This window comes from Kitasatospora sp. NPDC057198, from assembly GCF_042670125.1.
GTDB lineage: Bacteria > Actinomycetota > Actinomycetes > Streptomycetales > Streptomycetaceae > Kitasatospora.
Genome location: NZ_JBHUWH010000230.1, coordinates 1 through 11946 on the forward strand (window position 1 = coordinate 1; position 11946 = coordinate 11946).

Annotated in this window: 11 protein-coding genes; 4 read left to right on the plus strand and 7 right to left on the minus strand. The window is 75.6% G+C overall.

The genetic code is table 11. The annotated features are described in order from the left end of the window. Positions 1 to 54 precede the first annotated feature (54 nt). The gene (locus tag ACFUEL_RS23875) at positions 55 to 1584 is read right to left on the minus strand and encodes a helix-turn-helix domain-containing protein (RefSeq protein WP_380238784.1); all 1530 of its coding nucleotides are present in this window, start codon (positions 1582 to 1584) and stop codon (positions 55 to 57) included. 180 nt (positions 1585 to 1764) lie between these two features. Between ACFUEL_RS23875 and ACFUEL_RS23880 the strand changes: the two genes are divergently transcribed. Beyond that, positions 1765 to 3885, plus strand: a complete 2121-nt coding sequence (locus ACFUEL_RS23880; protein WP_380238785.1) for a sigma-70 family RNA polymerase sigma factor — start codon at positions 1765 to 1767, stop codon at positions 3883 to 3885. 39 nt (positions 3886 to 3924) lie between these two features. Here ACFUEL_RS23880 and ACFUEL_RS23885 read toward each other — a convergent pair whose 3' ends face one another. Continuing rightward, positions 3925 to 4740 carry an SDR family NAD(P)-dependent oxidoreductase gene (locus tag ACFUEL_RS23885; RefSeq protein ID WP_380238786.1) on the minus strand — a complete coding sequence of 272 codons (816 nt, stop codon included), beginning with the start codon at positions 4738 to 4740 and terminating at the stop codon, positions 3925 to 3927. 79 nt (positions 4741 to 4819) lie between these two features. Next, positions 4820 to 5662, minus strand: a complete 843-nt coding sequence (locus ACFUEL_RS23890; protein WP_380238787.1) for an LLM class F420-dependent oxidoreductase — start codon at positions 5660 to 5662, stop codon at positions 4820 to 4822. A gap of 162 nt (positions 5663 to 5824) precedes the next feature. Here ACFUEL_RS23890 and ACFUEL_RS23895 point away from each other — a divergent pair, with 162 nt between their 5' ends. Beyond that, on the plus strand, positions 5825 to 6895 hold the full coding sequence (locus tag ACFUEL_RS23895) for an AraC family transcriptional regulator (protein ID WP_380238788.1): 1071 nt from the start codon (positions 5825 to 5827) through the stop codon (positions 6893 to 6895). Positions 6896 to 6913: 18 nt separating this feature from the next. On the opposite strand, the gene ACFUEL_RS23900 is transcribed toward ACFUEL_RS23895, so the two are convergent. The 3 genes from ACFUEL_RS23900 to ACFUEL_RS23910 form a co-directional block, all read right to left on the minus strand. Next, positions 6914 to 7822, minus strand: a complete 909-nt coding sequence (locus tag ACFUEL_RS23900) for a phytoene/squalene synthase family protein (protein ID WP_380238789.1) — start codon at positions 7820 to 7822, stop codon at positions 6914 to 6916. 140 nt (positions 7823 to 7962) lie between these two features. Further along, on the minus strand, positions 7963 to 8658 hold the full coding sequence (locus ACFUEL_RS23905) for a response regulator transcription factor (RefSeq protein ID WP_380238794.1): 696 nt from the start codon (positions 8656 to 8658) through the stop codon (positions 7963 to 7965). A gap of 71 nt (positions 8659 to 8729) precedes the next feature. After that, positions 8730 to 9956, minus strand: a complete 1227-nt coding sequence (locus ACFUEL_RS23910) for a sensor histidine kinase (RefSeq protein ID WP_380238790.1) — start codon at positions 9954 to 9956, stop codon at positions 8730 to 8732. A gap of 151 nt (positions 9957 to 10107) precedes the next feature. Between ACFUEL_RS23910 and ACFUEL_RS23915 the strand changes: the two genes are divergently transcribed. Further along, positions 10108 to 10446 (plus strand): DUF4190 domain-containing protein, encoded by a 339-nt coding sequence (locus ACFUEL_RS23915; RefSeq protein ID WP_380238791.1) that lies wholly within the window; start codon positions 10108 to 10110, stop codon positions 10444 to 10446. 17 nt (positions 10447 to 10463) lie between these two features. Here ACFUEL_RS23915 and ACFUEL_RS23920 read toward each other — a convergent pair whose 3' ends face one another. Then, on the minus strand, positions 10464 to 11078 hold the full coding sequence (locus ACFUEL_RS23920; RefSeq protein WP_380238792.1) for a class I SAM-dependent methyltransferase: 615 nt from the start codon (positions 11076 to 11078) through the stop codon (positions 10464 to 10466). 380 nt (positions 11079 to 11458) lie between these two features. Here ACFUEL_RS23920 and ACFUEL_RS23925 point away from each other — a divergent pair. Next, positions 11459 to 11946 (plus strand): ISAs1 family transposase (locus ACFUEL_RS23925; protein WP_380238793.1); only part of this gene is annotated, 488 nt, incomplete at its 3' end.

Consider the following 11946-nt stretch of genomic DNA (forward strand, 5'->3'; position numbering starts at 1 on the left):
GGCGTCGGCCGGGCGGCCCTCACCGCACTGGTGCGATGCGCTCTCGGGTGCCGCTCAGATGTCGCGGAAGACTTCGATCCGCGCGCCGACCGAGTTGAGCCGGGCCGCCAGGTCCTCGTAGCCGCGGTTGATCACGTAGACGTTGCGCAGGATCGAGGTGCCCTCGGCGGCCAGCATCGCCAGCAGCAGCACCATCGCGGGGCGCAGCGCGGGCGGGCACATCATCTCGGCGGCGCGCCAGCGGGTCGGGCCCTCGACCAGGACCCGGTGCGGGTCCATGAGCTGGACGTTGGCGCCGACCCGGCCGAGTTCGGTGAGGTAGACCGAGCGGTTCTCGTACACCCAGTCGTGCACCAGCGTGGTGCCGTGCGCGCAGGCGGCGATGGCGGCGAAGAACGGCAGGTTGTCGATGTTGATGCCGGGGAACGGCATCGGGTGGATCTTGTCGATCGGCGCGACCAGCTTGGAGGGGCGCACGGTGAGGTCGGTCAGCCGGGTGCGGCCGTTGGCGGCCGGGTACTCGGGGCCGCGCTCACAGTCGAGGCCCATCTCGTCCAGGACGGCGAGTTCGATCTCGATGAACTCGATCGGGACGCGCCGGATGGTGAGTTCGGAGTCGGTGACGACGGCGGCGGTGAGCAGGCTCATCGCCTCGACCGGGTCCTCGGAGGGGGCGTAGTCGACGTCGGCGTCGATGACGGCCTTGCCGTGCACGGTGAGGGTGGTGGTGCCGATGCCCTCGACCCGCACGCCGAGCAGTTCCAGGAAGAAGCACAGGTCCTGGACCATGTAGTTGGCGCTGGCGTTGCGGATGACGGTGGTGCCGGGGTGGCGGGCGGCGGCCAGCAGCGCGTTCTCGGTGACGGTGTCGCCGCGTTCGGTGAGCACGATGGGGCGCTGCGGCGAGACGCCGCGGTCGACGGTGGCCCGGTAGGTGCCGGTGGTGGCGCTGACGTGCAGGCCGAACTGGCGCAGGGCCGACAGGTGCGGCTGGACGGTGCGGGTGCCGAGGTCGCAGCCGCCCGCGTAGGGGATCTCGAAGCGGTCGGCGCGGTGCAGCAGCGGGCCGAGGAACATCAGGATGCTGCGGGTGCGCCGGGCGGCGTCCTCGTCCATGCCGGAGAGGTCGAGTTCGGCGGGCGGGGTGATCTCCAGGTCGAGGCCGTCGTTGATCCAGCGGTGCCGCACGCCGATGCTGGCGAGGACCTCCAGCAGCCGGTAGACCTCCTCGATCCGGGCGGCCCGCCGCAGGGTGGTGCGGCCGGTGGTGAGCAGGGAGGCGGCGAGCAGCGCGACGCAGGCGTTCTTGCTGGTGCGGACCTCGATGCTGCCGGAGAGGGGGCGGCCGCCGACCACCCGCAGGTTCATCGGGCCGGCCACGCCGAGCGAGACGATCTCGCTGTCCAGCGCCTCGCCGATCCGGGCGACCAGGTCCAGGCCGATGTTCTGGCCGCCGGACTCGATCCGGGCCACGGCGCTCTGGGTGGTGCCGAGGGCCGCGGCAAGTTGGCTCTGCGTCCAGCCCTTGTGGGTGCGGGCGGCGCGGACGAGCTTGCCGATGCGGGAGAGGTAGTCTTCGCTCACCGCGTGAACATATCTCACCTGTGCGATATGACGCACATTCGACGGCTGCTCCGGGCGTGTCGGGGCGCGGACCGGAGCCGCCCGGGGGCAGTCGGGCACCGAACCGCTTTACGTGCCGGGCGGGGTCATGCCAGGATGCGGACCCCGGTGCGGTCGGTCGGGTCGGGAGGGGTGGCAGCGGTGCTCGTGGACGGTCGGCAGGAGGCCGGGACGGACGTCCCGCGACTGGTGGCGGCGGCCCAGGCCGGGGACGCGGCGGCGCTGGAGCGGCTGCTGGGGGCGCACCTGCCGCTGGTCTACAACCTGCTGGCCCGGACGGTCGGCCCGACGGACGCCGACGACCTGACCCAGGAGACCATGCTGCGGGCGGTGCGCGGACTGGCGGGCCTGCGCGAGCCCGAACGCTTCAGGTCCTGGCTGGTGGCGATCGCCTACCGCCGGGCCCAGGAGCACGGGCGTCGCCGGACGGTGGAACTGCCGCACCGCTTCGAGGCGTTGGACGTGCCCGACCCGGGCACCGACTTCGCCGACCGGAGCGTCGCCGAACTGCTGCTCTCCGCCCAGCGGCGCGAACTCGTGCGCGCCACCGCCTGGTTGGACCAGGACGACCGCCAACTGCTGGCCCTGTGGTGGCAGGAGACCGACGGCACCCTCACCCGCACCGAGCTCGCCGCCGCGCTCGGCCTCCAACCTGCGCACGCCGCGGTCAAGTTGAAGCGGATGAAGGCCCAACTCGACCTGGTCCGCGCCCTGGTGCGGGCCCTGGACGCCACGCCCCGCTGCGCCGGGCTCGAACAGGCCGCCGCCGGGTGGGACGGCCGGCCCGGCTCGGTGTGGCGCAAGCGGCTGGCCCGGCACCTGCGCGAGTGCGCCGCCTGCACGGACCGCGCCACCGGCCTGGTCGCCCCGGAACGGCTGCTGCCCGGCCTCGGCGTGCTGCTGGTGCCGGACCGGCTCGCGGACGGGCTGGGCGCCGCGCTGCGCAAGGGCGCCCCCGCCGCGCACCGGACCGCCGCGTGGGCGGCGGCGGGCACCGCCGCCGTCGCGGCGACCGCGGTGCTGCTGGCCGTCGTCCCGTGGTCGGGCCCGGACTCCCCCGCGCCGCGGCCCTCCGCACCCGCCACGGCCACGCCCGCGGTCACGGCCGGGGTCACGGCCACGGCCACGCAGGCGCCGCCCTCCGAAGCCCCCTCGACACCCCCGTCCCCCTCCCCCACCGCGTCCGCCCGGCCCGCGGCGGCCCCCGGCCCCGGCGTGGCGGTCGCCGACCTGTACGTCGCCCCGGACGGCTCGGACGACGCGGACGGCTCGCTGGCCCACCCGTTCGCCTCCCTGGGCCGGGCCGCGTCCGCCGTCCGGCCGGGGCAGACCATCGCGCTGCGCGGCGGCACCTACCGGCTGGCGGCGCCGGTGGGCATCACCGCGGCGGGCACCGACGGGCAGCGGATCACCCTCTCCGCCTACCGGGACGAGCACCCGGTGCTGGACGCCTCGGCGCTGCCCGCCTCCGCCTGGGCGGTCACCCAGAGCGGCGGCTTCTGGACCGTCCAGGGCCTGGAGCTGCGCGGCGCGGCGGGCCACGGCTGGGTGTGCACCGGCTGCCGCTCGATGGTCTTCCAGCGCCTCGCCTTCCACGGCAACGGCCGCTCGGGGCTGCTGCTGCGGGACGCCGGGACGAGCGGCAACGCGGTACTGGACAGCGACTTCTACGACAACCGGGACGCGGCCGGCACGGCGGGCATCGGGCTGGGCCTGACCTTCGGCTCGGGCGGGGGCAACGTGGTGCGCGGCAACCGCTTCCACGGCAACGCGACCGACGGCCTCGACCTGGGCGGCTTCACCAGCCCGGTGACGGTGGACAGCAACTGGTCGTACCGCAACGGCAACGGCTTCACCCTGGGCGGCGGGGGCGGCCGGACGGCGGTGGCGCACCTGGTGGTGAACAACGCCGCCTGGGACAACTCCGGCCTCGGCTTCAACGACGAGGGCAACCCGGGCGCACTGCGGCTGACCGGGAACTCCGCCTTCCGCAACGCGCTCCTCGGCTTCTACCTCCCGGACGCCGCGGCCGAGTTGTCCGCCAACGCCGCCCTCGGCAACGGCCGGGACGTCCAGCGCGGCCAGAACTCCCGTTCCACCGGCAACAGTTGGGATTCCGCCGCAGCCCCCGACCTGTTCGCCTCCACCGCCCCGTCCAGCGCCGAGGGGCCCCGCCCGGCCGACGGCTCCCTGCCCGCCGGCCCCTTCCTGCGGCCGCTGACCGCGGCCGGCGCCACCATGACCGAGCAGCACGGGAATTGACGATGCGTCAACTCACCGGACGCCGCCCCGGCCGGGCGCTCAGCCCTGCGCCCGGACGGCCAGCTCCTGCCACTTGGCCCACACCTCGAGGCGCTCCGCGTAGACGGCCGGCAGCATCTCGTTGCCCTGGGTGCCGAAGAACACCCGCAGCGGCGGATCGTCCGAGTCGACGACCTCCAGCAGCGCCCGGCCCGCGGCGGCGGGGTCGCCGAAGTCCAGCGTCGCCATGAAGGCGCCGAGCGCGCCGCGGACCTCGTCGTAGGCCGCGATCGGCTCCGACTGCACCGCGGACGAGCCGCCCCAGTCGGTGGCGTAGGCGCCCGGCTCGACGATGGTGACCTTGACGCCGAGCCCGGCGACCTCCTGGGCCAGCGACTCGCTCAGCCCCTCCAGCGCCCACTTCGAGGCGTGGTAGCCGCCGACCAGCGGCCAGGCGGCGACGCCCCCGGTGGAGGAGATCTGGACGATGTGCCCGCTCCCCTGCTCCCGCAGGTACGGAAGGGCCGCCTGGGTCACCCACAGCGCGCCGAACAGGTTGGTCTCCAACTGGTCGCGCAGCGCCTGCTCCGCGAGCTCCTCGACCGCGCCGAACAGCCCGTGGCCCGCGTTGTTGACCACCACGTCGATCCGGCCGAAGTGCCGGTGGGCCCGCTCGACCGCGGCGCGGGCCGCGGCCCGGTCGGTGACGTCGAGCCGCAGCGGCAGAACGGCGTCGCCGTGGCGGGCGGCGAGGTCCGCGAGGGACTTCTCGTCGCGGGCGGTGGCCACCACCCGGTCACCGCGCCCCAGCGCGGCCTCGACGTAGCGGCGGCCGAAGCCGCGGGAGGAACCGGTGACGAACCAGACCTTGCTCATGGGAACTCCTTGAGGACGAGAGGAAGTGGGGTGGATCGGGAGCCGGTGACCGCGCACTGGTGACAGCGGCGGAGCCCGCTCAGTCCCGGAAGCGCTCGACCAGCGGCGCCACCGAGTCCAGGAAGTCCTTGACCTCGGCGTCGCCGGCCGGCGGTGCGTAGAACACCACCCGGTCGACGCCGGCGGCGCGCAGGTCCTCCAGGGCGGCCGGGTCCGGCTCGGCCCCGAAGACGGTGACGGGGACGTGGGCCCGGCCCGCCGCGCGGCCCGCCCGCCGCAGTTCGGCGATCCGGCCGGCCAGTTCGGCCGGCGGCATCCCGGCGTGCGGCATCCACTCGTCGCCGAAGTCGAGGACCCGGCGGGCGACGCCGGGGCCCGAGCCGCCGACCAGGACCGGGGGGTGCGGGTGCTGCCGCGGCTTGGGCCAGGACCGGACGGGGCCGAAGTCGACGTGCGCGCCGTGGAATTCGGCGACCTCGTTGCCCCAGATCTCCCGCATCGCCTTGACCCGCTCGGCCAGCACGGCCCAGCGGCGCCCCGGTTCGGTGCCGTGGTTCTCCAGTTCCTCGGAGATCCATCCGGCGCCGACGCCGAACAGCACCCGGCCGCCGGAGAGGACGTCGAGCGAGGCCACCGCCTTCGCGGTGGTGAGCGGGTCCCGCTGCGGGACGAGGCAGATCCCGGTGGCGACCTTCAACTCGCTGGTGGCCGCCGCCGCATAGGTGAGCGCCACGAAGAGGTCGTGGGTGTGCGAGAAGTGCGGGGGCAGCACCCCGGTCTCGCGGCGGGTGCGCTCACTCGCGGGGAGGTGGGTGTGCTCCGGCAGGAAGAGCGACTCGAAACCGCGCTCCTCCACCGCCCGGGCCAGTTCGTCGGGACGGATCGCGAAATCCGCGGGGAACATGGCGATGCCTGTCTTCATGGCGCTCCTTCCACGGCTGCTCGTTGCTGCTGTGATCTCACCTTAAGGAGCGGCGGGAGAGACGATCCATGACAGGAACGCTAGGTTTTTTGCCTGATCCTCTCGCGTTCCGATCGGTGGTGTGCGACACGGCCGACGGTGAACGGCTGTAGGGTGCCCGGCATGGACGTACTCGCGGACATCCTGGCCGCCACCCGCTTCAGCGGCGTGCTGCTGGCCCAACTGCGCTCCGGCCGGCCCGACTGGGGCTGCGGCATCGACCCTGCGCCCACGGCCGGCTTCCACCTCGTGGCCGAAGGCGTCTGCTGGCTGCGGATGGACGGACGGCCCCCGCTCCGCCTGCTGCCGGGGGACGTCGTGCTGCTCCCCCGGGGCGCCCGGCACGAACTGGTGGGGGCACCGGACGCGGCGACCGTACGCTACGCCGAGTTGGAGGCCGAGCACCCGCCGGGCCGCGACGGGGTGCTCGACCTGGGCGGCGGCGGGCCGGTGGTGCGGGTCGTCTGCGGCAAGTTCACCCACGAGGGGGAGGCCGGGCAGCACCCGGTGCTGGCCGCGCTGCCCGAGGTCATCCACGTCCCGGGGCTGAGCGCCGACGCCGAACTCCAGGGCACCGTCCGCCTGATCGCCGCCGAGACCACCAACCGACGCCCGGGCGCCCAGGCCCTGGCCACCCGGCTGACCGACGTGCTGTTCGTCCAGGTCGTCCGCGCCTGGCTGGAACGGCTGGACGCGGCCGAAGCGGAGGGCCCCGGCCCGAACGGCGGTGGCGGTGCAAGCGGCGACGGCGGCGCAAGGGGCGACGGTGACGGGAGCAGCGCCGGAGCCGGGCCGGCCGGGCCCTCCTGGCTGACCGCCCTGCGCGACCCGCGCATCGGCAGCGCGCTCTCGCTCATGCACGACGAGCCGCAACGGCCCTGGACGGTGGAGGGGTTGGCGCGCACCGTGGCGATGTCCCGCCCGGCGTTCGCCCGGCGGTTCAAGGAACTGGTGGGCACCAGCCCGCTCGCGTACCTCGCCGGGCTGCGGATCGACCGGGCCGCGCGGCTGCTGCGCGACACCGACGGCCTGGTCGGCGACATCGCCCAAATCGTGGGCTACACCTCGGAGTTCGCCTTCTCCCGGGCCTTCTCCCGGCGCCACGGCGTCGCCCCGGGCCGCTACCGGCGCACCGCCCCGGGCCCGTCCGCGTCCCCCGCCGCGTCCCCCGCCGCCGCCCTCGCGGGCGGCTGACCGGCCACCGCCCCGGCCTCAGCGCACCCGCCGGGCCCGGAGGTACTCGCCGGCCAGCAGCCGCAGCAGGCCCGGCTTGCCGGGGCTCGCGGAGCGGCGCAGCAGCGCGCCGGGGTCGGCCCGGGCGGCGGTGGCGGTGAGCCGTTCGACGCCGAAGACGCAGCGGATCATCGGCCGGTGCGCGGGCGGCGCCAGTTCGACCACCGCGCCGGCCGCGGCCCGGTCGCGGTCGGAGCGCTCCAGCAGCGCGCCGAGCAGCGCCCGCACCGCGGGGGTGGCCTCGGCCCGCTCCAACTCGGCGCGGGTGACGCCGTGTTCGGCGAGGGTCTGCCGGGGCAGGGTGAGCCGGCCGTCCGCGAGGTCCTCGGCGAGGTCGTTGACGAAGTCGAGCCGCTGGCTGGAGTCGACGAAGGTGCGGCAGGCGGCCCGGTAGGCGCCCTGGTCGCCGTCGGGACCGAGCAGCGCGGCGACCACCATGAAGCCGGGCAGCGAGTACCCGTCCAGGTACGCCTGGTAGTCGGCCTCGGTGGCGAAGCCCGCGAAGTCGAGGTCGGCGTCCGCCACGGCGAGGAACTCCAGCACCCGCTCGCGCAGCACGGGGCGGGCCGCGACGCTCGCCAGCAGCGGCCGCAGCTCCTCCTCCGCGCTGTCTCCCGCGTCCAGCGCCGCGGTGACCTGCTCGCGCCAACGGGCGGACGCGGCCCGGCGGGTGTCGAGCGGCCCCCGGTCGAGCAGGTCGTCGGTGCGGTGCATGAACGCGGTGGCGACGATCACGTGCGGGACGGTCGCGGGCGGCAGCAGCAGCCCGGCGGCCAGCGCGACCTCCCGCTTGTACGCCGCCACCCGCTCCCGCTGCCGCCCGTACGCGGCCCGCAGCTCCGGCTCCCGCACCCCCGCCGCGTCCAACGCCCGCTCCCAGCCGCCCACCCGTTCCGCCCTCCGCCCGCACGCCCCGCCGACCGGGCCGTCCTCGAGCGACCATCCTGCCAACCCGCCGGCACTCCGGCGGCACTCCGCCGCGGCCGGCCCGGCCGGTTCCGGGCCGGCCGGTTCCGGTCCGACCGGTGTCAGCCGGGCAGCCCCGGGACGACCAGGCCCGACTCGTAGGCGATCACCACGGCATGGGTGCGGTTGTGCGCGCCGAGCTTGGTCAGCACGTTCCCGACGTGGGTCTTGACCGTCTCCGGGCTGACGGTGAGCGCGTGCGCGATGTCCGGGTTGGAGCGCCCGGTGGCCATCAGCCGGAGCACGGCCTCCTCGCGCGGCGTCAGGCCGGCCTCCGGCAGGGCCCGCCGGGAGTCCAGCGGGCGGGCGGTGACCATCCGGCGCAGGTCGGCCGGGAACAGGATCTCCTCCCCCGCCGCGACGGTCCGCACCGCGCGGGCGATCCGGGGCACCGGCAGGCGCTTGAGGACGAACCCGCCGGCCCCGGCGCCGAGCGCGGCGGTGACGTGGCCGTCGTTCTCGAACGTGGTGATCACCAGGATCCTGGGCGGGTCCGGGATTTCCGCGAGGATGCGCCGGGTCGCCTCGATGCCGTCGCAGCGCGGCATCCGCACGTCCATCAGCACCACGTCCGGCCGCAGCAGCCCGGCCAGCCCGACCGCCTCCAGGCCGTCGGCGGCCTCGCCGACCACGGTGATCCCAGGCTGGGCGGCGAGCAGGACGCGCAGGCCGCTGCGGGTCACCGCGTCGTCGTCGGCGATCAGCAGCGTGGTGTCCGCGTCCGGGCCGGCCGAGGCGGGCGGGGCGTTCACTGGCAGGTCCGGGGCGTCCACGGGCACGTCCGGGCCGGTCGAGGCGGGCGGCGCGTTCACAGGCACGTCCGGGGCGTTCACGGACGCGTCCGGACGGGGAGGCGGGCGGCCAGGACCCAGTTCCCGGCGCCGTCCGGGCCGGCCCGGAACTCGCCGTCCAGCAGGCGCACCCGTTCGGCCAGGCCCGGCAGCCCGTGGCCGGAGCTCGGGAAGTCCGCCGTCCGCCCGTTCCGGGCCCGGCCCGTCCGGTTGGCCACGGCCAGTTCCAGCCCGGCGGGCGAGAGCGAAGCCGTGATCCGGACCGGGCCGTCCGCGCCGTGCCGCAGCGCGTTGGTCGCGCCCTCCTGGAGGACGCGGTAGGCGGCCCGCGACACCGCCCCGGGCACCCGGGCCAGGTCGCCCGCCAGGTCCGCCTCGACCTCCGTGCCCGCGTGCCGCAGCCGCTCCAGCAGGTCGGGCAGGTCGGCGAGCGTCCGGGTGGGCGCCGTCCCCGCCTCCTCCTCGCGCAGCACGCCCAGTACGTGGTCGAGGTCCTCCAGCGCGGCCCGGGTCGACTCCTCGATGCTGCGCAGCGCGGCCCGGGCGGCCACCGGGTCGCCGGTGAGCACCTCGCCGGCCACCGCCGCCTGGATGGTGGCCGCCGTCAGGGTGTGGCCGATCGAGTCGTGCAACTCCCTTGCCAGCAGGTTGCGTTCGGCGAGCCGGCGCTCCCGGGCGGCGGCCAGCGCGAGCCGCTCGGCCGGGGAGGGGCCGAGCAGTCGCGGCGCCGCCCGGCGCAGCAGGCCCGTCACCGCCACGCACACCAGCGCGGCCAGCAGCACGCAGACCAGGGCGGCCGCCCAGCTTGTCCAGCCGTCTCCGGAGCGCAGCGTCCGGCCGGAGAAGGACAGTTCCAGTTCGCCGCCGAGCCAGCGCCCCGGCAGGGCCACCGCCGCCAGCAGCAGCAGGTTGGCCGTCAGGCCCGCGGCCCAGCCGGAGCCGGTGTGCAGCAGCAGCCACAGGCCGGTCCGCCGCCGGTCCGCGGCGAACCGCCCGGCCGGTGCGGGCAGCGGCACGTCCAGCAGTCGGCGGGCCCCCGCCACCAGCACCCGCCGGGTGGGGCGGGCCGCCCCGGCCAGCGCCACCAGCCCGGCCCACACCGCCGGCACCAGCACGGCCCGCACCCCGTACGGCGCGGACTCCCACAGCAGCGCGGGCAGCAGGGCGGGCAGCAGCAGCAGCAGGCTGGCCGCCGCGCCGAGGAGGGCGAACAGCGCGCCGGTGTACGTGGAGCCGCGCAGGAACGGCCTGATCACCCGGGTCATGGACGACAAGTATGGTGCCCGGTCCCGCACCGCCCCTCCCCCGTTCGGGGGAGCCCGGGTTCCCTCCCGTCCGGGAGGTGCGCGCGGGGTGCCGCACCCGAGGATCGGTCCGCGGCCCGGAACGTCCGGACCGCGGACGGAAGGACCCCCGATGGAAACCCGAGGAACGGCCACCGGACGCAGCGCCCCGGCGACGGCCACCGTGGTGCTGGGCGCGCTGGGCCTGTTCACCTCCCCCGCGATCGTCGGCGGCCTGCTCGGCGCCGCCGGCCTGGTCACCGGTGCGGTCGCCCTGCGCGCGGCCGGCCGCGCCGGCACCGCCCGCCGCCGCGCCCTCCTCGGCCTGGTCCTGTCCCTCGCCTCGATCGCGGTGTCCGTCCTGGCCGTCGTCCTCCTCCTCTGGTACGCGGACCACACCCAGGAGTGCTACCGGCCCGACAGCCTGCACCAGTACGTGGAGTGCGTCCGCCGGAACCTCTCCGACCGCTGACCGGGGGCCCGCCGGGCTCAGCGGGCGGGCTTGTGCCAGGTCAGCGAGTAGCGGCGCAGCACGTGCCGCCGGTAGCGGACGCCCGGCAGCAGGCGGCGGGCCTCGGCGCGGACCTGCCCGTAGCCCATCCGCGGGTCGGCGACCGGCATGCCCGCGGGGGCGCTCGCCCGGCGCAGCACCTTGACGGCGCGGACGAGCGGGGCGGCGGCGATCAGGAAGGCCCGTTCGGCGGGGGTGCTGTCCCGGGCGATCCCGACGACCACCAGGGTGCCGCCGGGGCGCAGCAGTTCGCGCATCCGGGTGAGGGCGGCGGTGAAGTCCATGTGGTGGACGGCGGTCACCGAGCAGATGAAGTCGTAGCCCTCGGCCGGGAGTTCGGCGGTGAGGAAGTCGCCCTCCAGGAAGTCGGCCCCGAGCCGCCCGGCCGCCCGCCGCCGGGCCTCGGCGATCATCCCCGGCGAGCTGTCGATCCCGGTGACCCGGGCCGCCCGGTCGCTCAACTTCCGCACCAGCAGCCCGTCCCCGCACCCGACGTCGAGCGCGGCGGCGCACCCGGGCGGGACGCGGCGCAGGATGCCGGGGTGCCGGGCGACATTGGTGTTCCAGTACGGCCGGGACGCAGGCTTCGGCATCCGCCCATCCTAGGCGTCCCGCTGCGGCGGGCCCGGGGCCGGTCGGATGTCGCGAGACGTTCGGCTCGGGAGGGGCGCGATGGCGGAGCCGGTCAGGGTCCGCAGGCTCACGGACCAGGAGCAGGGCGGCGTCGTCCAGGCGCAATGTCCGCCTTGATGCCGGTTCAGGCAGCGCATATGGCGGCGAAGTTCGCCGATCGGGCTGGAACGGAGGCAGACACGACCTCCGGGTGATCATGAGGTGTCGAGTCCCCGATCACCACGACGGAAGACCGTGCCTGCCCGATCATCATCGCCCGTCCCTGCCCGCCTGGGGCAACTCGCCGCCGCCCGGCCCCACCGCCCCGGCCGAGGCCACCGTGCGCCGTGTCCTGCAGCGCGTGGACGGCGACGCCCTCGACGCGGCAATCGGCTCCTGGCTCGCCGCCCGCGACCCCGACCGCCTGACGTCCGACCAGGAGCCGGGCAAACGCGCCCGCCGCTCGCTCGCCGTGGATGGCAAGACCGTTCGCGGCGCCCGTCGCGCCGACGGCATGCAGGTCCACCTGCTCGCCGCGATGACCCGGACCGGCCTGGTCACCGCCCAACGCGAAGTCGGCTCCAAGACCAACGAGATCACGGTCTTCCGGCCGATGCTCGCCAGGCTCGACCTGGCCGACACCGTGGTCACCTTCGACGCCCTGCACTCCCAGACCGGCTACGCCCGCTTCCCGGTGGAGGAGAAGAAGGCCCACTACATCACCATGATCAAGGGGAACCAGCCGCTGCTTCACGAGCGCCTCAAGCGCCTGCCCTGGCGAGACGTGCCGTTGCTGGACAAGACCCGCGCCACCGCCCACGGCCGCGACGAGATCCGCCGCATCAAGAC

Coding starts and splice junctions, on each gene's coding strand:
- ACFUEL_RS23890 (WP_380238787.1), bottom strand. CDS start 5,662: ATGAAGACAGGCATCGCCATGTTCCCCGCGGATTTCGCGATCCGTCCC.
- ACFUEL_RS23885 (WP_380238786.1), bottom strand. CDS start 4,740: ATGAGCAAGGTCTGGTTCGTCACCGGTTCCTCCCGCGGCTTCGGCCGC.
- ACFUEL_RS23895 (WP_380238788.1), top strand. CDS start 5,825: ATGGACGTACTCGCGGACATCCTGGCCGCCACCCGCTTCAGCGGCGTG.
- ACFUEL_RS23915 (WP_380238791.1), top strand. CDS start 10,108: ATGGAAACCCGAGGAACGGCCACCGGACGCAGCGCCCCGGCGACGGCC.
- ACFUEL_RS23920 (WP_380238792.1), bottom strand. CDS start 11,078: ATGCCGAAGCCTGCGTCCCGGCCGTACTGGAACACCAATGTCGCCCGG.
- ACFUEL_RS23910 (WP_380238790.1), bottom strand. CDS start 9,956: ATGACCCGGGTGATCAGGCCGTTCCTGCGCGGCTCCACGTACACCGGC.